Origin of the sequence: Amycolatopsis pigmentata (assembly GCF_042684065.1) — a bacterium.
In the GTDB taxonomy this organism is placed as follows: Bacteria; Actinomycetota; Actinomycetes; order Mycobacteriales; family Pseudonocardiaceae; genus Amycolatopsis_E; species Amycolatopsis_E pigmentata.
The window spans coordinates 376,810-402,340 of the sequence record NZ_JBHUKR010000011.1 but is presented as its reverse complement, the minus strand read 5'-3'; the positions used below and the strand labels follow the sequence as shown (position 1 = coordinate 402,340).

Genomic DNA, 25,531 nt, shown 5'->3' with positions numbered 1-25,531 from the left:
CGGGCTCCGCCGATTTTCGCTCATCGGGCCTCCAGGTAGCGATGCACCAGCGTCACGGCCATCGCACCTTCGCCGACCGCGGACGCCACCCGCTTCACCGATTGCGAGCGTACGTCGCCGGCCACGAAAACGCCCGGAATCGAGGCCTCCAGGTGCAGCGGATCCCGGTCGAGTGTCCAGCCGGGCGGCCGTTGCCCGTCCACGAGCAGATCGGCCCCGGTGCGGACGAATCCGTGCTCGTCACGCAGGATGCCGTCACCGAGCCAGTCGGTGCGCGGGGCCGCGCCGATGAACACGAACAAGTGGCTGCAGTCGACGACTTCGGTGCCCCCGTCCGAGCACAACGTCAGCGCTTCCAGGTGGTCGTCGCCGTGGGCACGCAGGACGGTCGTGCCGGTGCGCACGTGGATGTTGTCGATCAGGTCGAGCTGTTCGATCAGATAGTGCGACATCGAGTCCTTGAGCGAGGACCCGCGCACGAGGATCGTGACGTCCTTGGCGTAGCGGGAAAAGAACACCGCGGCCTGCCCGGCGGAATTCGCCCCGCCCACGATGTAGACGTGCTCGCCCTGACACGCGGGCGCTTCGGTCGACGCGGAGCCGTAGTACACGCCGCGGCCGGTCAACCCCTCCACGCCCTCGGCGTCCAACGCCCGGTAAGCCACCCCGGTCGAGAGCACCACGGCGTGCGCGGCGAGCTCGGTTCCGTCACCGAACCGGACGGTCCTCGCCGACCCACGGGCTTCCAGCCCGACGACGTCACGCGTGGTCAGCACCTCGGCGCCGAACTTCTGGGCCTGCCTCCGTGCCCGGTCGGTCAGTTGCGCGCCGGAAACCCCGTCGGGGAAGCCGAGATAGTTCTCGATGCGCGAACTCTGCCCGGCCTGCCCCCCGGTCGCCTTCCGCTCGACCAGCACCGTGCGCAGGCCCTCGGAGGCGCCGTAGACGGCGGCACCCAGTCCGGCCGGACCACCGCCGATCACGATCAGGTCGTAGAACTCCGAGGCCGGGCGGGTGGACAGGCCGACCGCCTCGGCGATCTCCGGCCCTCCCGGCTTGCGCAGCACCGCGCCGTCCGGCGTGACGAGCAACGGGATGTCGTCGCCGGTCGCGTCCGCGGCCTCCAGCAGCCGCTGGCCCTCCGGTTCGTCGACCGAGTACCACCGGTAGGGCACGGAATTGCGGGCCAGGAAGTCCCGGACCCGGTAGGACGGGGAGGACCACCGGTGCCCGACGATCTTGGTCTCCTCGACCGGCGCCGCCCCGGCGCTGCGCCAGGTCCGGACGAGCTCGTCGACCACCGGGTACAGCTTCTCGTCCGGCGGGTCCCACGGTTTGAGCAGATAGTGGTCGACGTCGACGACATTGATGGCCTGGATGGCGGCCTCGGTGTCGGCGTAGGCGGTCAGCAACGCCCGGCGCGCGTGCGGAAACAGGTCCATCGCCTGTTCCAGGAACGCGATGCCGTCCATCTGGGGCATCCGGTAGTCGGCCAGGATCGCCGCGACGGCGTCACCGCGCAACTTGATCTCGCGCAGCGCCTCCAGTGCGTCGGCTCCGGAAAGAGCGCGGACGACCCGGTAGTCCTGGCCGTACCGGCGCCGCAGGTCACGAGCGACCGAGCGCGACACGGTGGGGTCGTCATCGACGGTCATCAGGATGGGCAAGCTCACCCCAAAACCCTACGGGCTCAGGGGCTGTCTGTGGTTGGGTCTTTCGTCCATTTCCAAGTTGAGTCACTCATGCTCAACTTTGGGAACAAACCGCGGCTCAAGTTCGTCGTAGTAGGTGAAGCCCTTGTTGGGAGGATGCAGGAGGTAGGTATGGCTTCCACCAAGACCGTCACCCGTCGTCCGGGCACCGTCGTCTGGGACCCGTTCCGTGATTTCGACGACCTCTTCGGCCAGCTCACCCGCTGGACGAACTCGGTCACCTGGGCCCCGCAGGCCGACGTCTCGGAGACCGACGAGCGGTACCTGATCGAACTCGATCTGCCCGGTGTTCGCCGGGAGGACGTCACCATCGACCTGACCGGCGACGAGCTGGCCATCACCGGCGAGATCGCCGAACGCGAGCGCGAGGGAGTGTTCCACCGTCGCACCCGCCGGACCGGCCGGTTCTCCTACCGGGTCACGCTGCCCCGCGATGTCGACGGCGGCAAGGTCGAGGCGACGATGGCGGACGGCGTGCTCACCGTCCGCGTGCCCAAGACTGAGAACGCGAAACCGCGTCGCATCGCCATCTCGGCGAAGTAGGCGAGGTCCCACCCGGCCGGCGTCATGACCGCGCGTCATGACGTCGGCCTTTTTCCGGGAACGCTCCCAGCGAGCATGGCCGGCCGGGTCCTTTGTGGCGGGTGCGGCACCCCTCGAGTTCACCCCGGACCAAGTCCGGGGTTGCACCTTGCCGATCCGCATTGGCCATTAAGCTGACCCGGACAATAGGCGAGCAAAGGGGTGGCAGATGACCGGTCGAGGCAGCCGGCCGACGCTGGAAGATGTCGCCGCCAAAGCCGGGGTTTCCCGTTCCACGGCTTCCCGTGTCCTCAACGAGGAAAGCTACGTCAGCCCCCGGGCGCGCGACGCCGTCCTCGCCGCCGCCAAAGCGCTCGACTATTCGCCGAACCAGGCGGCGAGGTCACTGGTCACCCGTCAGACCGGCGCGATCGCCCTGTTGTTGTCCGAACCCGAATCGAAGGTGCTCGACGACCCGTACTTCGCGGCCGTCGTCCGGGCCGGTTTCCGCGAACTGGCCCGGGTCGGCAGCCAGATGCTGGTGATGTTCGTGGACTCCGCCGACGACGTGCCGGCCACGGTGCGGTTCCTCTCCGGCGGACACGTGGACGGCGCGCTGGTGTTCGCGCCGCACCGCGACGACCCGCTCCCGTCCGCGCTGAAGGCACTTTCCATCCCGATCGTCTTCGGGGGCCGCGCCGGAACGACACGGGGCCTGCACGTCGTCGACTTCGACAACCGGGCGGGCGCGATTCTCGCCGTGCGCCACCTCATCTCGCTGGGCCGCCGCAAAATCGCCACCATCACCGGCATGCGTGACCACCCGGCGGCGACGGACCGGCTCAACGGCTGGCGCAAGGCCCTCACCGAAGCCGGTCTCGACGCCGACGGTCTGGCCGAGGAGGGTGGTTTCACCTTCGACGGCGGCGAGTGCGCGATGGAACGGCTGTTGGAGCGCGCTCCCGATCTCGACGCCGTCTTCGCGGCGAGCGACCCGATGGCGGCCGGCGCCGTGCGCGCCTTGAGGGCCCGTAAACGACGCGTTCCCAAGGACGTCGCCGTCATCGGCTTCGACGACAACCCGACGCTGGCCACCGCGGCGAGCCCCAGCCTGAGCACGGTGCATCAGGACCCCGCGGAGCAGGTCCGCGAGATGGTGGCCCTGTTGACCCGCCTCGCCGCCGGGGAGGACATCCGGCCCGCTCGCCGGGCCCTCCCCGTTTCGCTGGTACTCCGCGAATCGACGCCTCGCGTCAGGCCTTGACCGCGCCCGCGGTCATACCGCGTACCAACGCCTTCTGGAGCACGAGGAACCCGACGACCACCGGAAGGCTCACCACCACCGACGCGGCCATCACCTGGTTCCAGTACACATTGGACAGTGTGGCGTAGCCACGGAGCCCCACCGCGAGGGTGCGGGTGTCCGTCGTGGTGAGCACCGACGCGAACAGGACCTCGGTCCATGCGGTCATGAACGCGTAGATGGTCACCGCCGCCACCCCCGGCAACGCCGCCGGAAGCACCACCCGGATCAGCGCGCCGAACGGGCTGGACCCGTCGACGAGCGCCGCCTCGTCGAGTTCACGCGGGATGGAGTCGAAGTACCCGACGAGCAGCCAGATCGCGAACGGCAGCGAGAACGTCAGATACGTCAGCACCAGCCCGATGCGGCTGCCGAACAAATGGATTCCGGCGGTCCGGTCGATGTTGACGTAGATGAGGTACAGCGGCAGCAGGAACAGGATGCCCGGGAACATCTGGGTGGAGAGCACCATGCTCAAAAAGCCCGTGCGGCCACGGAAGCGGTACCGGGACAGCGCGTACGCGGCCACGATCGCGATGAGCACGGAAAGCACGCTCGCGCCGAGCGAAATCCACAGGCTGTTCGCGAAATACTGAGCCAGCGGAACGGTCTTCCACATTTCCACGAACGGCGTGAACGTGATCGCCGAGGGCCAGAAGGTGAACAGACCCTGCACGTCGGCCAGCGGCTTCACCGAGGAAGTCACCATCACGTACAGCGGTACCACGACGAACACCGTCAGGACGACCAGGACCACGAAACGGATGGCCCGAACCCATTGAGGGTCACGCATTCCGCCTCTCCCCCCTTCCGGAAGCCCACATGTAGACCAGCGACACCACCAGCAGGAAGGCCAGCACCAGCACCGACATCGCGGAGCCGAGGCCGAAGTTCCAGGTCACGAACGAAGACTGGTAGATGTGCACGGACAGCACGTCCGCCTGGGCGGGCGCGGAGTCGCCGAACAGGGTGAAGGGCACGGTGAAGTCGTTGAAGCTCCACAGAAAGAGCACCAGCACCAGCACCCGGTTGACCGGCCGCAGCATCGGCAGCGTGACACCACGCAGTTTCCGCCACGGCCCGGCGCCGTCCATCTCGGCCGCTTCGTAGAGCTCGTCCGGGATGCTCTGCAGCCCGGCGGTGATGGTGAGGAACGCGTAAGGCCAGATCCGCCAGACCATCACCACAACCAGGCTGAGGAAACTGTTCCCACCGACCAGCCAGAACGGCCGGTCGTGGCTGAGGCCCAGCATGTCCACGATGACGTGGTTCACCACGCCGGTGTCCCGTTGCAGCATGAACTGCCAGGTGATCACCGCGGTGAACACCGGCAGCGCGAACGGGATCAGGAACAGCGTGCGAAGCAGTCCGCGCCCGGGAAACGGTTTGTTGAGCGAGATGGCCGCGGTCAGCCCGAGCACCCAGCTCACGGTGACCACCACAACGGTGAACGCCGCGGTCACGCCGAACGAGCGCAGCAACTGCTGGCCCACCGGTGAGCCCAGGTCCGCCGCGAGCTGGAAGTTCTTCGGACCGACGAACGGTGCCCTGGTCCAGTTCCGCAACGTGAACTGGGTGACCTGCTGAACGCTCATCCAGACCCCGACCAGCATCGGGATCACGTGCACCGCCAGCTCGGCGATCAGCGCGGGCAACAGCAACAGATAGGGAAACCAGCGGATCGCCCGCCGCCGGCGCGAAGCCGACGGCGGGGCGACCGGGGCGGTTCCCGGAGGGGAAACCAAGGTGGTACTCATCAGCCACCGCTACGCATCTGCTGGTTGGCGGTGGTCAGCTTCGCCTTGATCGCGTTGTCGTCCGGCTTCTGCCCGACGGCGGCCTGCGCCAAGAGGTCCTTGACCGCGTTGCCGATCAGCGTCTCGAACTGAGACTCCTGCGGGATCATCGGCATCGACTCGGCCCGGTCGGCGAGAACCTTGCGATAGGTGCTGATCGCCGGCGTGGAGAACTGCGGATCGTTGTAGGCATCCTTCACCACGGGCAGCGATCCGAGCTGAGCGTTGAGCACCTTCTGCTCGTCCAGGCTGGTCATGAAGTTGATGAACTTCAGGGCGCCCTCGGAGTTCTGGCTGCCCGCGAACGCGGTGATGTCGATGCCGGCCACGTGGCTGGACACCGGCTTGCCCCCGGCGGGCAACGGATCGATCGTCGGGATGGGCACCACACCGTACTGGCTCTCGTCCATGTTCTGGGTCTTGAGCGTAGCGGCCGCGTTGTTCTGCATCATGATCATCGCGGCCTTGCCCGCGGCGAACTGACCGGTGGTGTTGGTCTGGTTCTGAGCCTGGGCGTCACTCGGGTTGGCGACCCCACTGGTGATGAGGTCGGTGTACTGCTTGATACCGGCCACCATCTCCGGCGAGTCGAACTGCGGCTGGGTGCCGTTGAACAACTGCGCTCCGTGCTGACGGCCGAACATGAAGGCGAAGTGCGCGCCTTCGGTGTAGCTGGCGCCCTGGACGGCGATGCCCCACTGGCTCTTGGCGGGGTCAGTAAGCCTCTTCGCGTCGTCGAGGAGCTCCTGCCAGGTGGTCGGCGGGTTCAGATGGGCGTCGCTGAACATCTTCTTGTTGTAGAAGAGGGCGTACGCCAGGCCGTAGAGCGGAACGGCGGCGGGATCCTGCCCCGGGGCGCCGGTGGCCGTCATGCTGCTGGCCAGGAACTTGTCCTTGCCACCCACCTTGGCCAGGGTCGCGGCGTCGAACTTCTGGAACGCGCCGGTCGCCTGCAACGAGGCCGACCAGGTGTTACCGATGTTCAACACGTCGGGCCCCTGGCCGCTGGTCGTCGCGGCGAGGATGCGGTTCAACAGGTCGGACCACGGGATGACCTCAAGGTTGACGTGGATTCCGGTCTGCTTCTCGAACTTGTCGAGCTCGGGCTGAAGGATCTTGCGGTCGGCGTCCAGGCTGGTCGACTGGTTACTCGCCCAGTAGGTCAATGTCTTGCCGTCGCCCGAGGAGGAACTCGAACATGCGGTGACTACTCCAACTATCAGTGACAGGGCGACCATGATGGCCGCGGTCTTCGGTGACCTCACGTTTTACTCCCCAGGAATATGGGCTGCTGAAACGTGGGACACACGATGTCAGTTAACCGGTTAAGTGTCAACGATCGTGTCGCGATGGGATAGTTTCGAAACCTTTGAGGCCCCTCCCCGGCCAACGGAGGAGCGCTCTCATCCGTCCGCCACCAGCCCAGGGGCCCCTCCGTCGCAGTCCGGCCGCAACGGCACTACCTCGCGAAAGCCCTTTCACGCCAGGCAAAACGTCCCTGGGCGCCGTTGCCTGGGAGCGCTCCCCGTCCGCGGCCGGGTCCCCTTGTCAAGGAGTGTGCGCCCCGTTACAGTCGGGATGTGGGAGCGCTCCCAGACAGTGATGTCGAGCAAGGGGTCCCTATGAGATCCGATCCTGTCCACCCGCGCCTGAGACCTGCCTGGTGCGGGTCGGCGGTCCTCGCCGCCGGCCTGCCGGTCGCCGGCCTGATCGCCGCACCGGCCGCCGGTGCTCAGGTCGCGCCCGGGCCCCGTGCCCATCTGGACGCGGCGCTCGCGCAGGGCGCCAACCTCGTCGTCCACGACCTGCCCGGCCGGGACCGCTCGGCCCTGGCGTCCAACGGTGAACTGGGCCCCGACGACCTGCCCCGGTACGAGAAGGAGTTCATCGACCCGATCGCGGAACTACAGCGCCTTGAAGGAGCCGTACTTCACGATCGACGACAGCGTCAACGGCACCTCCGTGCGACAGTCCAAATGGGTCGACTGGAACCGCTATGTCGACGAGTTGTCCTTCGCGCAGGCGTTCCGGAAGCAGTTCGTGAGTGCCGGGTTCCCCTCGGACATCGGCATGATGATCGACACCTCGCGGAACGGCTGGCCAGCTCGAAGATCGACGACAACGAGGGCAAGGGGTTCGACCAGATGTGCGACCCCAGCTACGGCGGTACTGTGCCGCTCGTTGCCAATCCGACGGCAGCCACGGCGGAAACGGATGTCTGAAGGTGGTCGGCCGCACGCCCCGGCTCCGCCTGCTTTCGGTCCGATTGACAACGGGCGCAACGGCAACAGCAAATCGGGTGCGCTGCCCGGCGCGCCACTGTCCGGGCACGGGTTCTCGGCCCGGTTCCAACAGCTCCTGGCCAACGCCTACCCACCACTGTAGGCGTCGGGAGGGTGGCTTCCGGTGACCCGTCCCCTCACCGGAAGCCACCCTTGTGAACTGCGGAAAGGGCTCAGGAAAGCGCTTGCGCGGTCATCTCCCCGGGAAGGCATGGCGATACTCGGGGCTGACGTAGCGCCGCCGCTGAACCGGGACCCGCACCACCGGCTGACAAGCGTCCTCGTCCTGGTCGCGGTCGGGCCAGACCCGGCCGCGCGCCAGGGCGCCGCGCGGACGGCGCAGCCGTGGGGTGGAGGTGGACTCGGCCGCCCGCTCCCATGCGATCCTGGCCAGAATCTGCGAAACGGGTACGCGGGGCTCGCCGGATGGCGCCGCCATGGCGGCGCGACGGGCCAGGACCCTTCTCCGCACGATCAACAGGATCAGGAAAGCGACCGGCAGACCGGCCACCAGGAGTAGATAGACCGCCAGCAGGACATTCATGGCTGCCGCCCCTCCCACGTGCACGTTCCCCTCAACGCGAACACGAAGAAGGGCCGCAGACGGTTCGGTTCGGCAAGATCACCACCGGATCGGCTCAATCACGTGACCACGGGAGTCACTCTCCGCAGTCACCTGTCGTTCGACGCGACCGAGCGCACCTGCCGGACCCGCGCGGGCGCGAACCCGGCGACCAAGGACACGGTGAAGACCGAATAGGCGGTTCCGGCCGGACCACGGGTGACGCCGCCGTCTCCGAGGCCGGCCGAAACCGCCTGGCAGGCACTCGAACCGGGGAGCGGGCGCCTCTATTCCCTGCAATAGAAACGACCATCTGCGAACCCGGGCTGAGCGCCACGCTGAACGGGCAACTCGGTGCTTTATGTTGAGTCCGAGTGTATTACCACCCTATCGCCACGTCAATATTTCGGTTACCACGAATTCATTCGAAACACTTTCGAATGAAGACGGCCCGCGTCCGGCGAGAGGACCCCGACAGTCGGCACAGCCGGCCGCGGGCCGAGGGGAACCGGCGCGGCCCCGCGCCGGCACCGGATCCCCAGCAGGCGAAAACCCGCTTACCCCGTGTGGAGAAGCCTCCACCTCCCTCAATGATTGGGAGCGCTCCCAGCATGCCGTCGGCGAAGTCGCCTGTCAACAACCGGACGGGTTCGCCGATCTCGCCCGGACGGCGGTACCGCCGAGCACTCCCTCACTCACCGTGGGAGCGCTCTCACAGCACTGATCCAAAACGGTCGGAGGATGCGTGAAGTGTGCACTTCCGTGTTACCGATCGCCTTTGCGGGAGTCACCGTACCGCCGCCATACACGCTCCGCGAAATGGGGGGTAAAAGGCGGAAAACCTTCCGGTCCGTGCGCCAAAAAAAGCGCCGACATTCTGGTTGACTTGTCCATAAGGGAAAGAACGACCGGCCGGCCAAGGCAAAAGAGATCCCGTGATGTCGAATAGTCCCGAAACCGGAGACCATCCCCGGCTACCTCGGGCGAGCGGGCTCCGCCGGAAATCACTCCGACGCGCGGAGCCCGGTACACCAACCGGAGCGGGTGGTCGCGACATGACGCCGGCGAGGCGGGACCAGACGCCCGTGCAGCCTGCCATCCAGACCCCAGTGCAGAAACTCCTCTTCCCACGGCCGGTTCAGCAGCGCCTGACGTTCGATCAGCTCCACCTGCTCGTCGTGGAACTCCCGGAAACCGGCCAGCAGCCGCCGCAACCGTGTTCGTACTGCCAGAACACTCATAAGGCCCATGGTCGCGCCGATCCGGGTGGCCGCAAAGTGGCAGATCTGCACGCCTCCATCAAGATGCTGCCAGCGCGTGCCGTGCCGGATATGCGGCGTCCGTCGCGTTCGGTCACCGTGATCGGCTCCACGCTGAACCACCTGTCACCGAAAACCGTAGTGAGAATGACCGGCACTTGTCCCGACCGGACGAAAGGAGCACCAGCCTTGCGGTCCCTCGCACGCTTCCGGCGGCTGCTGTCCCACGACGACGCGACCGGGTGGCGCCGGGCCCTGGCCTGGACGGTCACCGTCCTGGCAGGCCTGCTCGTGCTCTTCGCCCTGGTGGCACCGAACCAGGTGGACCATCTCACCCCCGCGGCGTTCGTGCGCATCCCGTTGGAAGGAATCCTCGGGGCAGCGCTGGTACTCGCCCTCCCGCCGAAACCGAGGCGGATCACGACCGCGGTCGCCGGGGCCGTCCTCGGTCTGCTGACCATCGTGAAATTCGCCGACATGGGCTTCTTCACGGCTTTCGACCGGCCGTGGGATCCGGTGTCCGACTGGAGTTTCGTCTCCGCGGGAATCGACCTGCTGACCAACGATCTCGGCCATCTCGGCGCGGTCGCGGTGGTCGCCGCGATCGCCCTGCTCGTCGTCGGCCTCCTCCTCGTGATGGCGCTTTCAGCCCTGCGCCTGACCGACCTCGCCGCCGGGCACCGCGCCGCGACCACCCGGACCGTGGCCGTGCTGACCGCCGCGTGGCTGGTCTGCGCGATGCCCGGGGCGCAGCTCACCCCGGGGCAGCCGATCGCCTCCACCAGCGCGGCGGGACTCGCCTACGCCGAAGCGCGCCAGGTGCGAACGGAAATTCAGGACCAGCGCGCCTTCGCCAAGGAGGTGACCGCCGACGCCTTCCGGAACACGCCCGGCGATCAGCTGCTGACCGGCTTGCGTGGCAAGGACGTCCTGCTCACCTTCGTCGAAAGCTACGGACGGGTGGCGATCCAGGACTCCGACATCGCGCCCCGTATCGACGCGCTGCTCGATGACGGCACGAACCGGTTGCGCGCGGCCGGATTCTCCGCACGCAGCGCCTTCCTCACCTCACCGACCTTCGGCGGCGGGAGCTGGCTGGCGCACTCCACGTTGCAGTCCGGTGTCTGGATCAACGGCCAGAAGCGTTACGACGACCTGATGAAGACCGACCGGCTGACGCTCAGCAGCGCGTTCGGCCGGGCGGGCTGGCAGACGGTCGCCGACGTGCCCGCTCATTTCGACGACTGGCCGGACGCGTCGTCGTTCTATCACTTCGACCGGTACTACGACGCCCGCAACGTGGGTTACCAGGGCCCGAAGTTCTCCTACGCGTCCATGACCGACCAGTTCGTGATGTCGAAGTTCCAGCAGAACGAGATGCGGCCGGGCCACGCCCCGCTGATGGCGGAGATCGACCTGGTGTCGAGCCACTGGCCGTGGGCGCCGCTTCCCCAGTCCGTCGACTGGAACGCCGTGGGCGACGGCTCGGTGTTCAACCCGATGCCGGCCGAGGGGAAGACACCGGACCAAGTCTGGACCGACAAGGCGAACATCCGCGCCGCCTACGGCCAGTCGATCGAGTACTCGCTGAACACCTTGATCTCCTACCTGCAGAACTACGGCGACGACAACACGGTGCTCGTCTTCCTCGGCGATCACCAGCCCGATCCGGCCGTCTCCGGTGCCGGTGCCAGCCGGGACGTGCCGATCACCATCGTGGCCAAGGACCCGGCCGTGCTCGACCGGATCTCCGGATGGAACTGGCAGGACGGCCTGCGGCCGGACCCGAAGTCCCCGGTGTGGCAGATGAGCACCTTCCGGGACAGGTTCCTCACCGCTTTCGGCCCGCAGGTCCCGCCCGCCCGCTGAGTGAGGAGACCCCGCGGCCGCGAGGGCCGCGGGGTCCGCGATCGGTGCCGGCGGGTGGCGCTTACGCCGCGTCCTGCCGGGCGTGCACCCGGCGGCGCTCCCGTTCGGTCAGCCCACCGAAGATTCCATGATCCAGCCCATTTTCGAAGGCGTAGTCCAGGCACTCGGCGCGTACGGGGCACCGGGCGCACACGGCTTTCGCCCGCGCGGTCTCCCGTGCCCCCGGGCCCGTCTCGGACACGGGAAAAAACAGTTCAGGATCCTCATCCCGGCAGGCGGCCCGATGCCGCCAATCCATCATCACTCGGTTCATCCGCTGCCGCCTCCTTCCGGCGTGGTCGGGGCACGGCTCATCCCCTGTGGAAAAGCGCGTCATGAGCCCGAACTGGTACAACGCGCTTCCCCGGGGGCTTTGTTCCCGTGCCCTGGCTATGGTCCTACCCCCTGGGCCCGAAACCCAACCTCTTTTTCCCACGATCGTGCTCGCCGGTGCCCGAATCCCCCGGACCGGTGATCAGGACGGGCGGCCGCCGGCCGCCCGGTCTCCACTGTGGACCGGCTCGGGCGCGAGATGGAAGTCCGCCGGGTTCACCCGCGCGGTCCGCCGGTGGTACTCCCAGACCAGACCCGGCCAGTTCGTCGAGATCCGTCCGTCTTCGTCGACGTACCAGCTGTGGCAGCCGGTCCAGACGGTGTCCGCGAGACGACGCTGGACCTCGTCGTCGAACCGCTCGGCGACCTCGGCCCGCACATCCACATAGGACAGATGATGGGTGAGGATCTGGAGGATGTACCGGAACTGGTGTTCCATCATGAAGATGATCGAATTTCCGCCGAGGTTGGTGTTCGGCCCGTACACCAGGAACATGTTGGGGAAGCCCGGGACGGTCATCCCGAGATAGGCCCGTGCGCCCGAAGCCCACTCGTCGTGCAGTTCCCGTCCTCCGAGCCCGCGGATCCGGATCGGCGTGAGGAACTCGGTCGCCCGGAACCCGGTGCCGTAGATGATCACGTCGGCCGGATGCTCCCCCGACGCGGTACGAATGCCGTGCTCGGTGATGGCCTCGATCTTTTCGGTGACCAGGTCCACATTGGAGGCGGCGAGGGTGGGGAACCACTCGTTGGAGAACAGGACCCGCTTGCACCCCGGCGGGTAGTCCGGGATGAGCTTGGCACGCAGGGCCGGGTCCGGCACCTGCCACCGCAACATGAGGCGGAACGCCAGCTCGACCAGCTTGCCGAGCGGCTTGGCGCTGGTCAGCGCCAGCGTCAGCAGTTCGCCGAGCAACCAGGTCAGCAGGCGCATGGCCGCCTGAGTGCCCGGCACCCTCCGGAACAGCTTGTGGTGCCAGGGCTTGTAAGCGATGTCCGGCTTCGGCACGACGTAGGGCGGGGTCCGCTGGAAAACGGTTACTCGCGCGGCGTCCGGCCTGATCCGGGGGACGAACTGGAGCGCGCTGGCGCCGGTGCCGATCACCGCGATGCGCTTGCCGGTGAGATCGACGTCGTGGTCCCATCGGGCCGAATGGAACGCCGGGCCGGAAAAGCGGTCGGCTCCGGGGATGTCGGGCAAGGCGGGGTGGGACAGCTGTCCGACGGCGGGCACCAGCACATCGGCCTCGAACCGCTCCCCGGAAGCCGTCTCGATGTGCCAGCGACCGTCGTAGCTGGCCCCGGTCACCTCGGTGTCGTACCGGATGTGATCCACCACTCCCGCTTCGGTCGCGGTGCGGCGGAGATACGCCAGGATGTCCGGCTGCTCCGAGTACCGGCGCGGCCAGGCCCGGTTCGGCGCGAAGGAGTACGAGTACAAAGAGGACGGAATGTCGACCGCCGCTCCGGGATAGGTGTTGTCGCGCCAGACGCCACCGAGATCACCGGCCCGCTCGAGAATCGTGAAGTAGGTGAAACCGGCGCGTTTGAGCGTCATCGCCAACCCGAGCCCGCCGAAGCCGGCGCCGATGATGACCACCGAGGGGTGTGCCGTACTCACCGGTAACATGATAGCCACACCAGGAGTCCAGACCAAACACCGGGTACGCCCAAATGATCTTGGGCTTCGGTCGCGCAATCCGGATCACTTCACCGAGAGGTTTGAGCCTGTCCCCTGCGGGCACTCCGGGGTCCGTCACCGAAGACCGGGAGTGAGACATGGCAAGGCATCGGTTCGAAGAGAAGGACGACCGGGTGCGTTGGGGCGGCCCGGCACTCGTCGAGGACTACGTCCGCCGTGCCCACCAGGGCGGTGCTCACAGCGTGAAGGCTCCCCACGAGCCTCCCGCGCACGAACGGCTCGCGGAGCACAGCGTGTTCGCCGGCTCCTTGCCCGCCGGGGCGTGATCCTTCCTCCAGAGACGGTCCGCGCTCTCGTCAGGGCGCGTAGGCGGCCAGCCCGAACAGGTCGAACAACCGTTGCTGTGTCTGCCCTCGCATGGTCAGTACGCGGCGAGTGCGCGGCCTGCCGCCGGTCGACGGGTACCGCAGCACGGTTTCCCCGATCCCGGAAAGCTGGTCCAGCAGTTCCCGTACGGACAGGTCGAGGCCGGCCCGGTCCGCTTCGCGTCGCATGAGGTGGGTGACCGCGGTCGTCAGCACGGTGACCAGCGCGTGCACCGCGATCCGCCGGTCACTCCAACGGCCTTCCACGAACGAACCGTTGAGCATCCGGAACGTCGAATCCAGGTGGTAGCGGGCCCGGTAGGCGCTGATCACGTCCGCGACCGGCCAGTCGTCGCGGTCGGTCACCAGCAACTGCTTTCCGAAGAACTCCTCGTCCAGGCGCGCCCGCCCGTTTTCGTCGAGGCGTGATTCGAGGCGCAGTTCCCCCGGCCTGGTCCCGGTGAGCCGCGCCGTGAGCACTCGGTCGACCCAGCGCACGCGGGTGATCCGGGCGATCTCGGTCAGCAGTTCCTCGCGGGGCCTGCGGTTGCGGCCGGTGGCCAGCGCCAGCGCGAGCCCGTCGAGTTGCCGGGTCGCGCCGCTCAGTGCCTGCGCGAGACCGCGCGCCTGAGCGGCATGCAGGCGGGCCGAATGGGTGAGGACCACCCTGCGGTCGGCGCCGGAGATCATCGCCCGGGTGTCCAGCGCGGTCAGCCCGGCGAACCGCGCGGGATCCACCGGGCGCCGGGCCGAGGCGGGCCGCGCGAGCAGATCGGGATAGTCACCGAGGGGAAGCGCGCCGACGAACGGCATTCCGGCGTCGAGGTCGAGTTGGGCGTGCTGACCGGTGTCGAAGACGAGCGTCACCGGACCGCGGCGCCGTCCGGCCAGCCGATCCGCGGCGACCCCGAACGGCACCACACCCGCTCCGCCGCGGCGGTACACGTTGGACACCAAGGGAATCGCGCCGTCCCTGGTCACCACCGCGCTCAGGCCGACCAGTGTCGCGGCCGCCGTCTCGGACTCCGCGTAGGTGGCGAAGTTCGGCACGTCCACCGCGAGCGTGGTCGGTTCCCCTTCGCCGATCCGATCGGCAACCGCCTCCTCGATGCGCCTGAGACGGGACTCGTCGAGGCGCCGGACCGCTCGCCAGAACTCTTCGTCCCGCACCGGGTGCGCCGGCCGGGGGCGCACGAACCGGCCTGCCGCGGTGCCGGCCCACCAGTCTTCGAGTGTGGCCCCTCCAGCCGTGGCCCGCTGGAGTACCGCGAGCGCGAAATGACCGCCGATCGAAACCCTGCGGGCACCCACGGCTTCGTCGATCGCGGCGACCACCTGGAGTCGCTCCAGGGTCGACCACACCGCGGCCACATCGCCGAAGGCCAGATGCCGAGTGGATTCGGGCACGCCGTGGCCGCCGTCGAGCGCGGCGGCGATGTCTTCGGCGGATCCGAGGTAGCGCTGCGCGGTGATGCGGGGCCTTCCCGACACCCGCGCCGAGGAGACCAGGTAGTAGTAGGTCCTCCCGTTGACTCGCTTGCCCACCACCGATGCCACCCTTTAGGTAATACGCGCGCCCGTACCCCCGCGCAACGTGAGCCCACACTCTGAGCAGGAAAAACGGGCTCGCCGGAGTAGCACGTGACGAAATCGCCCGGACCGGTCCTGGAGAACGCTCGCCAGGCGCACCTAGCGTTTACGGTATGGGATCCGAGTATTCGCAGGCGCCTTCCGCCTCCGCGATGCGGCGTGCGCTCGCCCGTGCCCGCGACGGCAAGACCCTCGACGTCACCGAGGCCACCGTGCTCCTGCACGCCCGCGGTGAAGACCTCGAAACCCTTTCCGGGCACGCGGGCCGGATCCGTGACGCCGGCCTCGCCGCGGCGGGCCGTCCCGGTGTCATCACCTACAGCCGCAAGGTGTTCATCCCGCTGACCCGGCTGTGCCGGGACCGGTGCGGCTACTGCACGTTCGCCACCGTCCCGGGCAAAGTGGACAGTCCATTCCTGACTCCGGACGAGGTGCTCGACATCGCCCGCCGGGGCGCGGAGATGGGCTGCAAGGAGGCGCTGTTCACCCTCGGCGACCGGCCGGAGGACCGGTGGAAGGCCGCCCGTGAGTGGCTGGACGCGCACGGCTACGACGACACCCTCTCCTACGTGCGGGCGATGGCGATCCGCGTGCTGGAAGAAACCGGCCTCCTTCCGCATCTCAACCCCGGTGTGCTCACCTGGCAGGATTTCCAGCGCCTCAAGCCGGTCGCGCCGTCGATGGGCATGATGCTGGAGACGACGGCCGCGCGGTTGTTCACCGAGAAGGGCGGGCCGCACTACGGCTCTCCGGACAAGGATCCGGCGGTGCGGCTGCGCGTGCTGGAAGACGCCGGGCGCTGCTCGGTCCCGTTCACCACCGGCATCCTGATCGGCATCGGGGAGACCATCGCCGAGCGGGCCGACGCGTTGTTCGCGATCCGCGGTTCCGCCCGCGCCTACGGCGCGATCCAGGAAGTGATCGTGCAGAACTTCCGCGCCAAGCCGGACACGAAGATGCGCGCGACCCCGGACGCCGATCTGGAAGAACTGGCGGCGACCATCGCGGTCGCACGGCTGGTGCTGGGGCCGAAGACGCGTATCCAGGCGCCGCCGAACCTGATCGGCAGCCAGTACGGGGCGATGGTGCGCGCCGGGATCGACGACTGGGGCGGGGTTTCCCCGCTGACCCCGGACCACGTCAACCCCGAGCGCGCCTGGCCGCAGATCGACGAACTGGCCAGGCGCACCGAGGAAGCCGGCTTCCGGTTGGCCGAGCGCCTGACGATCTACCCGGAATACGTTCTCGCCGGCGAGCCCTGGCTCGATCCCCGCGTGGCGGGTCACGTCGCCGCGCTGGCCGAGCCCGACACCGGGCTGGCCCGTGCGGACGCCATTCCGTCCGGGCGGCCGTGGCAGGAACCGGACGGCGGCTGGCAGGCGAGCGGGCGCACCGCGCTGCACGTCGAAGTCGACACCCTGGGGCGCACGGACGATCGGCGCGGTGACTTCGACTCCGTCTACGGGGACTGGAACGAACTCGCCGCGAAGGTGCCGTCCGCGCCGCGCCGGATGGACACCGACATCGCGGAGGCCCTGCGCCGCGCGGAACGCGATCCCGCCGGGCTCTCCGACGACGACGCGCTCGCGCTGCTGCACGCCGACGGCGCCGAACTCGAGGCACTGGCCGGAATCGCGGACGGTCTTCGCCGGGACACGGTGGGCGACGACGTGACGTTCGTGGTCACCCGGAACATCAACTTCACCAACGTCTGTTACACCGGCTGCCGGTTCTGCGCGTTCGCCCAGCGCCGCACGGACGCCGACGCCTACACGCTTTCCCTGTCCCAGGTCGGAGACCGGGTCGACGAGGCATGGGCGGCGGGGGCGACCGAGATCTGCATGCAGGGCGGCATTCATCCGGACCTGCCCGGCACCGCGTACTTCGACCTCGCGGCCGAGGTCAAGCGGCGGCAACCCGGAATCCACCTGCACTCCTACAGCCCGATGGAAGTCGTCAACGGCGCTTCGCGGACCAATCTGTCCATTGAGGACTGGCTGGCCCGCGCGCACGAGTCCGGAGTGGACTCCCTGCCGGGCACGGCCGCGGAGATCCTGGACGACGACGTGCGCTGGGTGCTCACCAAGGGCAAGCTCCCCACCTCGAGCTGGGTCGAGGTGATCACGACCGCGCACCGGCTGGGCATTCCCACCACGTCGACGATGATGTACGGGCACGTCGACACCCCGGCGCACTGGGTCGGCCACCTCAAGCTGATCGCCGATCTCCAACGGCGCTCACTCGAGAACACCGGTCGCCGGGGGTTCACCGAGTTCGTGCTGTTGCCCTTCATTCACCAGAGCGCCCCGATCTACCTGGCGGGCCTGGCCCGGCCCGGCCCGACACCGCGTGAGAACCGGGCGGTGCACGCGCTGGCGAGGATCCTGCTGCACGGCCTGATCGACAACATCCAGTGCTCGTGGGTGAAACTGGGCGAGGACGCCTGCCGGGCGGTGCTGCGAGGCGGCGTGAACGACCTCGGCGGGACGTTGATGGAGGAGACCATCAGCCGCATGGCCGGCGCGGCCAACGGGTCGTACAAGACCATCGGGCAACTGGAAGCGCTCGTCGAGCCTCTGGGCCGGCCGCTGGTCCAGCGCACCACGACCTACGGGACGCCCTCCGACGAGCGCGTCGCGGCCGCTCGCGCCAGCGACGGCGTGACACCGGCGGTGATCCACCCGCTGCCACTGGCGACCTGACCGGGTCCGAGCCGGTTCCGGCAAGCGTGCTGGCTAGGGTGCGGGCATGCGTTCGCCGAGCTATCTCTCGGAGCTGTTTTCGCTTGATGGCCGCGTTGCCGTGGTGACCGGCGGTAGTTCCGGCATCGGCCGGGCCATCGCCGCGGCCCTGGCGCAAGCGGGTGCGAGTGTGGTGGTCGTGGCCCGCAAGGAGGCGGAGCTGGCCGCCACGGTCGACGCGCTCACCGCAAAGGAATGCCGGGCGGCCTGGGTGAGCGCGGACCTCAGCACGCGCGACGGGGTCCGTGCGGCGGCAGAGCAGGCGTCGGCGGTGTTCGGCGAACCCGACATCCTCGTCAACAGCGCCGGGATCAACCTGCGGCCGCCGATGGGCGAGATCGGCGACAGCGTGTGGGACGCCACGATGGCGGTGAACCTGGAGGCGCCTTTCCTGCTGGGGCAACGGTTCGGGCCCGGCATGGCCGAACGGGGCTTCGGGCGGATCATCCATATCACCTCACAACAGGCGCACCGGGCGTTCGTGCAAAGCGGTGCCTACGGGGTCTCCAAAGGGGCGCTCGAGTCGCTGGCCCGTTCCCAGGCCGAGGCGTGGTCGCCCTACGGCGTCACCTGCAACACGCTGGTTCCGGGCTTCGTGATGACACCGCTCAACGCGCGGCTGTCATCCGACCCGCACAAGGTCGCCGAACTGGCCGCACGCACGATGATGGGGCGCAACGGCCTGGCCGAGGACTTCGCGGGTGCCGCGGTGTTCCTGGCCGGCCGCGCCTCCGCCTACATCACCGGGCAGGCGATCTTCGTCGACGGCGGGCTCTCCGTCCACTGAATCGCAAAACAGGGTCCTTCGGCCCTGGTGCACGTGCGCCGGGTCGAAGATCCTGTCATCGGGCAACAACGTTCCCGGACTTGTGGGTCGACTTGACCGGGGACGTGGCCGGAGGGGCGCTACTCCCATTGCCCTGCCTCTCCGGCCGCCCAAGCCCTCTTCGTGACGACGCTCACGTGAGGTAGGTTCTGGGCCGACCGGGGAACCTTGCCCAGGAGGCCGCTCATGTCAGTCCTGCCATCCGTCGCGCATCTGTCCGAGGGCCAGACCATCCCCGCGCTGTTGCGCCGCAATGCGGTGGAATACGGCGATCTCCCGGCGTTGACCTCACTCGACGAAGCGGACCGGCCCACGTTGAGCTGGGCGGAATTCCGGCACGAAATCGCGATCGTCTCTCTCGCGCTGGCCGATCTCGGGCTGCGGCCCCGCGACCGGATGCTGATCATGGCGCCCAGCAGCCCCGACCACCTCATCGTCGATCTGGCGGCCGTGCACCGCGGCGCCATCCCGTGCACCGCCTACGCGACGCTCAGCCCGGACCAGATCCGTTACGTCGCCCGGCACAGTGCCGCCCCGGTCGTGGTCCTGCAGGGCACGGCGGAACTGGACCGGTGGGCACAGGTGCTCGACGACCTGCCCGCGCTGCGGCGCATCGTGATGATCGACGAAGCGGCGATCCCGGCAGGCGACGACCGATTCGTCAGCCTGGCGGCGCTCCGGCGTCGCGGCGCCGAACTGCACGCGGCGGATCCGGAGGCCTTCGAGCGGTCGTGGGCCGGCATCCAGCCCCACGATCCGTTGTCGATGATCTACACCTCGGGCACCACGGGCGAGCCGAAGGGTGTCGTGCTCTCCCACCAGAGCGCGATCCACGAGGCATACGCCGTGCACAGTGTGCACGGGAGCCCGATGCACCTGTCCAACATCGCCTACCTCCCGCTGGCGCACGTCGCCGAACGCGAAGTGTCGATCTACATGCCGATCGTCCACGCGGGACACGTGCACACGCTCGCGGACCCGACCGGGATAGCCGCCGCGCTGCCCAAGGTGCGTCCCCAGGGTCTCTTCGCGGTACCCCGGGTCTGGGAGAAGATGACCGCCGCGCTGAAGACCATGCTCGCGGCCGCGCCGGAGGACCGCCGGAAGACTCTGCTCGACGCGAGCGAACTCCTGCTCCGCGGTTACAAGGCACGCGAAGCGGGCGAGGAGGTGCCGCCCGAACTGGCGGAACAGATCGCCGAAGCCGACCGGAACGTGATGGCGCCGGTGCGCCAGTTGCTCGGCCTGGACCGGCTGCTCTTCTGCAGCAGCGGGGCCGCCGCGCTGCCCGTCGAGGTGCTGTATTTCATGGCCGGGCTGGGCGTGGAGATCCACGAAGTGTGGGGCCTGTCGGAGACGACGGGCGCGGTCACCACGAACAGTGCTGAGGCGTTCCGGGCAGGCACCGTCGGCCGCCCCGTGCCGGACACCGAGGTGAAGATCGCCGAGGACGGCGAGTTGCTGGTGCGCGGGCCGTTGGTGTTCCTCGGTTATCTCGCCGAGGACGGCACGATCGAGCCCGCGACCGATTCCGACGGCTGGTTCGCCACCGGGGACATCGGCACCATCTCCGACGGGTTCGTCAAGATCACCGACCGCAAGAAGGAACTGATCATCACCTCCGGCGGGAAGAACATCGCACCCACCCGCCTCGAAGGCCTCCTCTCCGAGCACCCGCTGATCGGGCAGGCGGTCGCCATCGGGGACGGACGGCCGTATGTCACCGCGCTCATCGTGCTGGACGACGAGATCCTGCCAGGCTGGGCGAAGGCGCGCGGCATCGAAGTCACCGACATCGCCGCCCTCGCCGAGCATCCCGTGGTGCGCGAGGAGATCGAAAGCGCGGTCGCGTCGGCCAACGCACGGCTGGCACGGGTCGAGCAGATCAAGCGGTACCGCGTGCTCCCCCGTGCCTGGACCCCGGAATCGGGCGAGGTCACCCCGACGCTGAAACTCAAGCGCCGGGTCATCGCCAGCCGCTACGCCGACGACATCGAGGCGCTCTACCAGGCCGTCTGAAGCCGCGGAAGTCTTTCCGCCCTGGGTGAGTTCGCGCGCCTCGAGAAGGCAGAGTCAGGCCGAGCGCAGCGGTGTGGTCGGCGGGGTCTCCGTCCACTTGCGCAGGCGCGGCGGGACCCGTTTCTCCAGGCCGTAGGGCTCCAGATGCGCGCCGAAGACCTCGTCGAAGGCGCGGCGGACGGTGTCGGCGTCCCACGTCGTCCGTTCCAGGATCGGGGCCTTCAGGTGAGGCTGGCCCACGATGTGCAGTTGCGGGCCGTTGCACCGGACCATCTGCCCGGTGATTCCCTCGGCGTCGTCGGAGAGCAGGAACAGCACCAGCGGCGCGATCCGCGAGGGCGTCCGGTCGGGCGGGCATGACCGCAGCGAACGCTCGGACTGCCACACCATGCGCGTGTGCGCCAGCGGGCAGACGGCGTTGACCCGGATGCCGGCCTCTTCCAGGTCGAGCGCCCACGAGTAGGTCAGCGACGCGACCGCGCCCTTGCTCGCCGAATAGACGCCGAGCTTGCGCTGCCCCAGCGAGGCGCCGGAAGAAACATTCACGATCGCGCCGCCACGGCCCCGCGCCATCATCGCCTTCACCGCCGCGATCCCGGTGTAGATCACCCCGAGCACGTTGACCTCGACGAGTTCGCGCACCCGGTCCGGCTCCTCCTGCCACGGCAGCGCCTCATAGTTGAGCCCGGCGTTGTTGACCAGACCGTCGACGGCGCCGAACTCGGCGACGCAGCGCTCCACCATCTCTTGCGCCTGTTCCGGATCGGTCACCGTGTGCCCACTGGCGATCGCCCGGCCACCGAACCCGCGGATGGTTTCCGCCGTACGTTCGGCCAGTTCGGCGTCGATGTCGTTGACCAGGACCGCGGCGCCGGCCTGCGCCAGGTGCAGGGCGAACGCTTCACCAAGGCCACGACCCGCGCCGGTGACGACCATCGCCCGGTCGCGCAGGCCTCGCAACTGCGTGTTCATAATCCGCTCCCCACTGGCCGGCCCCGACGAGAGCCTTTATCGGCTCCTACCGGCCTTCACTCAGTCTCTGCGGGCCGCGCGTGCCCAGGGAGGCGAATGCCGACGAGCGGTGGCCGGACTGCGCTGAGCGAAGCGGTGATGACCAGTGGGGCATACCGGTGCACCGGTCACCCCCTGGAACGATGCCCGCCGTTCGTCGTAATCCGAATGCCCGACTCCGTTCCCCCGATGGCGGGCGATCCCATCAGGTGCCGTGCAGTGACTGGCTGCTTTCACTCAGTAGCGGCATACTGGCCGTGGTCTCGCCTGCCGGTCGGGCACGGCCCTTGGCTCACTGCGCGGCTGACGAGGCGACCACTGTGGACGCCGGCGCGCGTTCACTTGACCAGGGGGAGATCGGAAAGGTGAAGACCGAGAGCCGCCCCTCGTTGGGGGCCACGCTTGCCAACCACGAGTTCCGCACCGTCTGGCTCGCCGAAGCGCAGTCCGTGCTCGGCGACCAGCTCACCACCGTCGCGCTGGCACTGACCGTCTACCAGCGCACCCATTCGGCGCTGCTGGCGGCGGTCGCCTACGCGCTGACCTTCCTGCCCGCGCTGGCCGGCGGGCTGGGTCTGAGCCACCTCGCCGACCGCTACCCGCGGCGGACCGTCCTCGTCGCCACCGCCGCCGCACAGGCGGTGTTCGTGGGCGCGATGGCGATTCCGGGAATGCCGCTGGTGCCGCTGTGCGGGTTCCTCGTCCTCGCCCGGCTCGCGGGCTCTCCGTCCAACGCCGCGCAGAACGCGCTCACCCGGGAAATCTTCACCGACGACGAGTTGTACCTGCGCAGCCAGGACATCCGCGGGATCACCACCAACACCGCGCAACTGGCCGGACTGGCCGGCGGTGGCTTCCTGGTCACCATGGCGGGCCCCTCGGTGGCGCTGGCCGTCGACGCGGCGACCTTCGCGCTCGCGGCGGCCGCGCTGTACCGGTGGGTGCTGCCACGGCCGGCGGCGGGAGACGGAACGGCCCGATGGTCCGGGGCGATCCGCTGGGTGGCGGCGCAACCGCGGTTGCGGGTCCTGCTCGGACTGTCCTGGCTGGTGGGACTGGCGGTGGTGCCCGAAGGTCTGGTGGCGCCGCTGGCGCGGGAAATCGGGGCACCGGACGAGGCGGTGGGGTGGCTGCTGGCGGCCGACCCGCTCGGCTTCATCGCCGGGGTCTTCCTCCTGTCCCACTACCTGTCCGCGGAAAGGCGCAAGCGCGCTCTGGGCGTCCTCGCCATCGTGCCGCTCGTCGTCCTGCTCACGTTCGCGGGCAGGCCCTCGCTGGGTGTCGCGCTGGCGATCATCGCGGCGGCGGGGGCGGCCGGCGCCTATATCGTCACGGTGGGCGCCACGTTCATCACGTGGGTGCCGAACGAACTTCGCGGTGGCGCGGGCGGGCTCTACCGGACAGGGCTTCGGGTGGCTCAGGGAGTGGGGGTCGCGATCGGGGGCGCACTGGCCGAGTGGACCTCTTCGGCGAGCACGGCGATCACCATCGCGGCCGCGACGGGGGTCGCTCTCGGGGCTCCGGTCGCGGTCTCGTGGGCGCGTGTCCGTCTCCAGGAAACAGGAACGCCGGGGTGAAAAGTACTCTCCGCGCTCAGCCCGCTCGCGCGAGCAGGGCGGTTTTCGCCACGTCGGCCTCCCGACCCCGCGACACACCGTCGCCGGGCGGACTCACCTGGTATCCGGATTTCCCGGTCTTCGGCGCGGACATCTCAGAAATCACGGCTCGACACCTTGCACACCTCCCCGGCGATCGAATTCGAGCGGTTACGAGCGGTCACGGATCGTCAGAAGTCGCGGCTGGACAACTCAATCACCTCTTACCTGTTTCAAAAAGCATGAGCAGTTCCACGGAACGGGATTCAGAAGTCACGGCTCGACACGAGAAGCACCTCCACAGACACGAAAACGAACGGGCACGTCCCAAAGGTACGGATCAGAAGTCGCGGCTGGACAATGAGAACACCTCCGATCGACGTTCTCGCGATTGGCGAAGCGGCCGCGCAGGCCCGGGTCCTCGCCGGCACGACCCGTCTGGTGCGGTGGAATGATACCTGTCGGGGAAGTCGCCGGGTCCCCGAGTGGGTACCGAAGATGTTACCTACACACCATGGCCGGCGGGGAGAGGAGGTAGCCGATGACCCCGGGCCCACGCCGCCCCGCACCCGCTGCGTCCTCCGTCGGAGAGGCGGCTCGCGGTGCCGCGGAAAGCGACGGCACACGGAGCGGAACAGAACGGACGCCCTCCGCCACACCCGGCCCGGGCAGTGAGCGGACCCCTACTGTCCGAGACCGAAAATGGCTTCCCGGACAATGGGCGCTGTGGCGACGGCCGAAGATTTTCATCGGCTACCTGCTGGTAATGGAAACGCTCGCCATCGTCTGTCTCGCCTACGTGTTCTCGGCGACCGCCACGATGCCGAAAACGCGCGATTGGATCGGGCTGGCGATCCTCGCCGCGGGCGCCACCGTTCATATCCAATTAACGCAGCGGCAGGAGGAGCGCAGACGAAATCGGACGCGCACGGTACTCATCGACCTCACCGCGGTCTGGACATTTCCGGCGGCCCTTATTCTGCCGGCGCCACTCTCCGTATTGCTCGTGGTGGGCCTGCGTATCCAGCACTGGTTCATCGCCCGCCGCCCGGCGCACAACTTCATCTTTTCCTCGGTCTCGCACTGTGTGTCCGTCGCGCTCACCAGCCTGACCTTCACCGCGCTCGGCGGGCAGCACTGGAGTTCCGGCGGCTGGGGGTCACTGCGCGAGTTCGGCATCGTGGTGCTCGCGGGCCTGGTCTTCGAACTCGTCCAGCTCGTCTACATCAGCGTGATCCTGGCGCTGAGCGCCCCCGGCAAGGTCTCCGTCCACAACGTCCTGGGCAGCAAGGCCGACAACCTGCTGGAGGCCATCACCATCGGCCTCGGCGCGGTGACCGCGGTACTGCTGGTGGTGCTGCCGCCCGCGGTGGCGATCATGGCGGTGGTGACCGTGGTGTTCAACCGGCTCGCCGAACTGGACCAGTTGCAGGACGACGTCCGCACCGACCCGAAGACGCAGGTCTTCAACATGCGCGGCTGGACCGAGTCGGCGGAGCGCGCGCTGGCAAGAGCGGTGAAGTCCTCCGACAGCCTCGCCATCCTGATGATCGACCTCGACCACTTCAAGTGGATCAACGACACCTACGGCCACCCGGCCGGTGACGACGTGCTGCGTCACCTCGCCCATCTCCTCGACGAGGTCACCAGGCCCACCGACGTGGTCGGCCGGTTCGGCGGTGAGGAGTTCCTGGTGCTGTTGCCCGACACCGACCAGGCCGCCGCCGTGGTGGCCGGCGAACGGATCCGCGGCGCGGTGGCCGGGCAGCGCATCGCGACCACCGACAAACGCGGCGACGAGATCGCCATCGTCGAACGGACGACGTCCATCGGCGTAGCCGTCTACCCCGACCACGGAACCTCGCTCAAATCCCTCATGCAGGCCGCCGACGCGGCGGTCTACGAGGCGAAGGAGGGCGGCCGCAACCAGGTCCGCGTCGCAACCGGTCTCAACCAGCCCTCGGTGACCCCATCTCCGGTTAACAAGGTCACCCACTAAGGTGGCGACCCAACTCGGGGGTTTTCCCCATGTCCGCCGGCCGTCGCCTTTGCCACTCTGGAGATC

21 protein-coding genes and 1 pseudogene are annotated in these 25,531 nt (G+C 68.4%); 11 read left to right on the top strand and 11 right to left on the bottom strand.

Features of this window, described 5'->3' with window-relative positions; translation table 11 throughout:
• Positions 1 to 20 precede the first annotated feature (20 nt).
• The gene (locus ACFSXZ_RS23980) at positions 21 to 1,673 is read right to left on the bottom strand and encodes an FAD-dependent oxidoreductase (protein ID WP_378267387.1); all 1,653 of its coding nucleotides are present in this window, start codon (positions 1,671 to 1,673) and stop codon (positions 21 to 23) included.
• 150 nt (positions 1,674 to 1,823) lie between these two features.
• Here ACFSXZ_RS23980 and ACFSXZ_RS23975 point away from each other — a divergent pair, with 150 nt between their 5' ends.
• Both ACFSXZ_RS23975 and ACFSXZ_RS23970 read left to right on the top strand, forming a co-directional pair.
• Positions 1,824 to 2,255, top strand: coding sequence for an Hsp20/alpha crystallin family protein (locus ACFSXZ_RS23975; RefSeq protein WP_378267386.1), 432 nt, complete (start codon positions 1,824 to 1,826; stop codon positions 2,253 to 2,255).
• A gap of 208 nt (positions 2,256 to 2,463) precedes the next feature.
• Positions 2,464 to 3,498 carry a LacI family DNA-binding transcriptional regulator gene (locus ACFSXZ_RS23970; RefSeq protein WP_378267385.1) on the top strand — a complete coding sequence of 345 codons (1,035 nt, stop codon included), beginning with the start codon at positions 2,464 to 2,466 and terminating at the stop codon, positions 3,496 to 3,498.
• Here ACFSXZ_RS23970 and ACFSXZ_RS23965 read toward each other — a convergent pair.
• The 3 genes from ACFSXZ_RS23965 to ACFSXZ_RS23955 are packed head-to-tail and all read right to left on the bottom strand — an operon-like array spanning position 3,488 to position 6,598.
• Complete coding sequence (locus ACFSXZ_RS23965; protein WP_378267384.1) at positions 3,488 to 4,330, bottom strand: carbohydrate ABC transporter permease; 843 nt, start codon at positions 4,328 to 4,330, stop codon at positions 3,488 to 3,490. The two genes, ACFSXZ_RS23970 and ACFSXZ_RS23965, sit on opposite strands and share 11 nt — an antisense overlap.
• A complete protein-coding gene (locus tag ACFSXZ_RS23960) occupies positions 4,323 to 5,294 on the bottom strand; it encodes a carbohydrate ABC transporter permease (protein WP_378267383.1) in 972 nt (323 codons plus the stop codon). The genes ACFSXZ_RS23965 and ACFSXZ_RS23960 overlap by 8 nt, the downstream gene beginning before the upstream one ends.
• Positions 5,294 to 6,598 carry an ABC transporter substrate-binding protein gene (locus ACFSXZ_RS23955; protein WP_378267382.1) on the bottom strand — a complete coding sequence of 435 codons (1,305 nt, stop codon included), beginning with the start codon at positions 6,596 to 6,598 and terminating at the stop codon, positions 5,294 to 5,296. The genes ACFSXZ_RS23960 and ACFSXZ_RS23955 overlap by 1 nt, the downstream gene beginning before the upstream one ends.
• Positions 6,599 to 6,955: 357 nt before the next feature.
• Here ACFSXZ_RS23955 and ACFSXZ_RS23950 point away from each other — a divergent pair.
• Both ACFSXZ_RS23950 and ACFSXZ_RS23945 read left to right on the top strand, forming a co-directional pair.
• Positions 6,956 to 7,180, top strand: a pseudogene (locus tag ACFSXZ_RS23950) (hypothetical protein); the annotation flags it as partial.
• Positions 7,086 to 7,718, top strand: coding sequence for a glycoside hydrolase family 6 protein (locus tag ACFSXZ_RS23945; RefSeq protein ID WP_449224288.1), 633 nt, complete (start codon positions 7,086 to 7,088; stop codon positions 7,716 to 7,718). The pseudogene ACFSXZ_RS23950 and the gene ACFSXZ_RS23945, both read left to right, overlap by 95 nt.
• A 90-nt stretch (positions 7,719 to 7,808) precedes the next feature.
• On the opposite strand, the gene ACFSXZ_RS23940 is transcribed toward ACFSXZ_RS23945, so the two are convergent.
• Both ACFSXZ_RS23940 and ACFSXZ_RS23935 read right to left on the bottom strand, forming a co-directional pair.
• Positions 7,809 to 8,159: a hypothetical protein gene (locus tag ACFSXZ_RS23940; protein WP_378267381.1), complete on the bottom strand. Its 351-nt coding sequence runs from the start codon at positions 8,157 to 8,159 to the stop codon at positions 7,809 to 7,811.
• Positions 8,160 to 9,181: 1,022 nt separating this feature from the next.
• On the bottom strand, positions 9,182 to 9,418 hold the full coding sequence (locus tag ACFSXZ_RS23935; RefSeq protein WP_378267380.1) for a hypothetical protein: 237 nt from the start codon (positions 9,416 to 9,418) through the stop codon (positions 9,182 to 9,184).
• A gap of 207 nt (positions 9,419 to 9,625) precedes the next feature.
• Between ACFSXZ_RS23935 and ACFSXZ_RS23930 the strand changes: the two genes are divergently transcribed.
• Positions 9,626 to 11,305, top strand: a complete 1,680-nt coding sequence (locus ACFSXZ_RS23930; RefSeq protein ID WP_378267379.1) for a sulfatase-like hydrolase/transferase — start codon at positions 9,626 to 9,628, stop codon at positions 11,303 to 11,305.
• 61 nt (positions 11,306 to 11,366) lie between these two features.
• Here the strand turns inward: ACFSXZ_RS23930 and ACFSXZ_RS23925 are convergent, their stop codons facing one another.
• Positions 11,367 to 11,618, bottom strand: a complete 252-nt coding sequence (locus ACFSXZ_RS23925) for a WhiB family transcriptional regulator (protein WP_378267378.1) — start codon at positions 11,616 to 11,618, stop codon at positions 11,367 to 11,369.
• Between the two features lie 201 nt (positions 11,619 to 11,819).
• The gene (locus ACFSXZ_RS23920; protein ID WP_378267595.1) at positions 11,820 to 13,307 is read right to left on the bottom strand and encodes a flavin-containing monooxygenase; all 1,488 of its coding nucleotides are present in this window, start codon (positions 13,305 to 13,307) and stop codon (positions 11,820 to 11,822) included.
• A gap of 149 nt (positions 13,308 to 13,456) precedes the next feature.
• On the opposite strand from ACFSXZ_RS23920, the gene ACFSXZ_RS23915 reads away from it, so the two are divergent.
• A complete protein-coding gene (locus ACFSXZ_RS23915) occupies positions 13,457 to 13,645 on the top strand; it encodes a hypothetical protein (RefSeq protein WP_378267377.1) in 189 nt (62 codons plus the stop codon).
• Between the two features lie 30 nt (positions 13,646 to 13,675).
• Here ACFSXZ_RS23915 and ACFSXZ_RS23910 read toward each other — a convergent pair whose 3' ends face one another.
• Positions 13,676 to 15,241 carry an IS1634 family transposase gene (locus ACFSXZ_RS23910; protein ID WP_378267376.1) on the bottom strand — a complete coding sequence of 522 codons (1,566 nt, stop codon included), beginning with the start codon at positions 15,239 to 15,241 and terminating at the stop codon, positions 13,676 to 13,678.
• A gap of 146 nt (positions 15,242 to 15,387) precedes the next feature.
• Here ACFSXZ_RS23910 and ACFSXZ_RS23905 point away from each other — a divergent pair, with 146 nt between their 5' ends.
• The 3 genes from ACFSXZ_RS23905 to ACFSXZ_RS23895 all read left to right on the top strand — a co-directional run bounded on the left by ACFSXZ_RS23905 (position 15,388) and on the right by ACFSXZ_RS23895 (position 20,860).
• Positions 15,388 to 17,976 carry a bifunctional FO biosynthesis protein CofGH gene (locus ACFSXZ_RS23905; protein ID WP_378267375.1) on the top strand — a complete coding sequence of 863 codons (2,589 nt, stop codon included), beginning with the start codon at positions 15,388 to 15,390 and terminating at the stop codon, positions 17,974 to 17,976.
• A 46-nt stretch (positions 17,977 to 18,022) separates the two neighbouring features.
• Positions 18,023 to 18,802 (top strand): SDR family NAD(P)-dependent oxidoreductase, encoded by a 780-nt coding sequence (locus tag ACFSXZ_RS23900; protein ID WP_378267374.1) that lies wholly within the window; start codon positions 18,023 to 18,025, stop codon positions 18,800 to 18,802.
• A gap of 225 nt (positions 18,803 to 19,027) precedes the next feature.
• Complete coding sequence (locus tag ACFSXZ_RS23895) at positions 19,028 to 20,860, top strand: AMP-dependent synthetase/ligase (RefSeq protein WP_378267373.1); 1,833 nt, start codon at positions 19,028 to 19,030, stop codon at positions 20,858 to 20,860.
• A 54-nt stretch (positions 20,861 to 20,914) separates the two neighbouring features.
• Here the strand turns inward: ACFSXZ_RS23895 and ACFSXZ_RS23890 are convergent, their stop codons facing one another.
• Positions 20,915 to 21,832 carry an SDR family NAD(P)-dependent oxidoreductase gene (locus tag ACFSXZ_RS23890; RefSeq protein ID WP_378267372.1) on the bottom strand — a complete coding sequence of 306 codons (918 nt, stop codon included), beginning with the start codon at positions 21,830 to 21,832 and terminating at the stop codon, positions 20,915 to 20,917.
• Between the two features lie 428 nt (positions 21,833 to 22,260).
• On the opposite strand from ACFSXZ_RS23890, the gene ACFSXZ_RS23885 reads away from it, so the two are divergent.
• A complete protein-coding gene (locus tag ACFSXZ_RS23885) occupies positions 22,261 to 23,448 on the top strand; it encodes an MFS transporter (RefSeq protein ID WP_378267594.1) in 1,188 nt (395 codons plus the stop codon).
• A 16-nt stretch (positions 23,449 to 23,464) separates the two neighbouring features.
• Here the strand turns inward: ACFSXZ_RS23885 and ACFSXZ_RS23880 are convergent, their stop codons facing one another.
• On the bottom strand, positions 23,465 to 23,593 hold the full coding sequence (locus ACFSXZ_RS23880) for a hypothetical protein (RefSeq protein WP_378267371.1): 129 nt from the start codon (positions 23,591 to 23,593) through the stop codon (positions 23,465 to 23,467).
• 639 nt (positions 23,594 to 24,232) lie between these two features.
• Here ACFSXZ_RS23880 and ACFSXZ_RS23875 point away from each other — a divergent pair.
• Complete coding sequence (locus tag ACFSXZ_RS23875; RefSeq protein WP_378267370.1) at positions 24,233 to 25,465, top strand: GGDEF domain-containing protein; 1,233 nt, start codon at positions 24,233 to 24,235, stop codon at positions 25,463 to 25,465.
• The last annotated feature ends 66 nt before the right edge of the window (positions 25,466 to 25,531 follow it).

What these genes read in the sequence shown, in the direction of transcription:
- ACFSXZ_RS23975 (WP_378267386.1), top strand. Translation starts at nt 1,824, where the DNA reads ATGGCTTCCACCAAGACCGTCACCCGTCGTCCGGGCACCGTCGTCTGG.
- ACFSXZ_RS23970 (WP_378267385.1), top strand. Translation starts at nt 2,464, where the DNA reads ATGACCGGTCGAGGCAGCCGGCCGACGCTGGAAGATGTCGCCGCCAAA.
- ACFSXZ_RS23965 (WP_378267384.1), bottom strand. Translation starts at nt 4,330, where the DNA reads ATGCGTGACCCTCAATGGGTTCGGGCCATCCGTTTCGTGGTCCTGGTC.
- ACFSXZ_RS23960 (WP_378267383.1), bottom strand. Translation starts at nt 5,294, where the DNA reads ATGAGTACCACCTTGGTTTCCCCTCCGGGAACCGCCCCGGTCGCCCCG.
- ACFSXZ_RS23940 (WP_378267381.1), bottom strand. Translation starts at nt 8,159, where the DNA reads ATGAATGTCCTGCTGGCGGTCTATCTACTCCTGGTGGCCGGTCTGCCG.
- ACFSXZ_RS23935 (WP_378267380.1), bottom strand. Translation starts at nt 9,418, where the DNA reads ATGAGTGTTCTGGCAGTACGAACACGGTTGCGGCGGCTGCTGGCCGGT.
- ACFSXZ_RS23925 (WP_378267378.1), bottom strand. Translation starts at nt 11,618, where the DNA reads ATGAACCGAGTGATGATGGATTGGCGGCATCGGGCCGCCTGCCGGGAT.
- ACFSXZ_RS23920 (WP_378267595.1), bottom strand. Translation starts at nt 13,307, where the DNA reads ATGTTACCGGTGAGTACGGCACACCCCTCGGTGGTCATCATCGGCGCC.
- ACFSXZ_RS23915 (WP_378267377.1), top strand. Translation starts at nt 13,457, where the DNA reads ATGGCAAGGCATCGGTTCGAAGAGAAGGACGACCGGGTGCGTTGGGGC.
- ACFSXZ_RS23905 (WP_378267375.1), top strand. Translation starts at nt 15,388, where the DNA reads ATGGGATCCGAGTATTCGCAGGCGCCTTCCGCCTCCGCGATGCGGCGT.
- ACFSXZ_RS23900 (WP_378267374.1), top strand. Translation starts at nt 18,023, where the DNA reads ATGCGTTCGCCGAGCTATCTCTCGGAGCTGTTTTCGCTTGATGGCCGC.
- ACFSXZ_RS23895 (WP_378267373.1), top strand. Translation starts at nt 19,028, where the DNA reads ATGTCAGTCCTGCCATCCGTCGCGCATCTGTCCGAGGGCCAGACCATC.
- ACFSXZ_RS23890 (WP_378267372.1), bottom strand. Translation starts at nt 21,832, where the DNA reads ATGAACACGCAGTTGCGAGGCCTGCGCGACCGGGCGATGGTCGTCACC.
- ACFSXZ_RS23875 (WP_378267370.1), top strand. Translation starts at nt 24,233, where the DNA reads ATGGAAACGCTCGCCATCGTCTGTCTCGCCTACGTGTTCTCGGCGACC.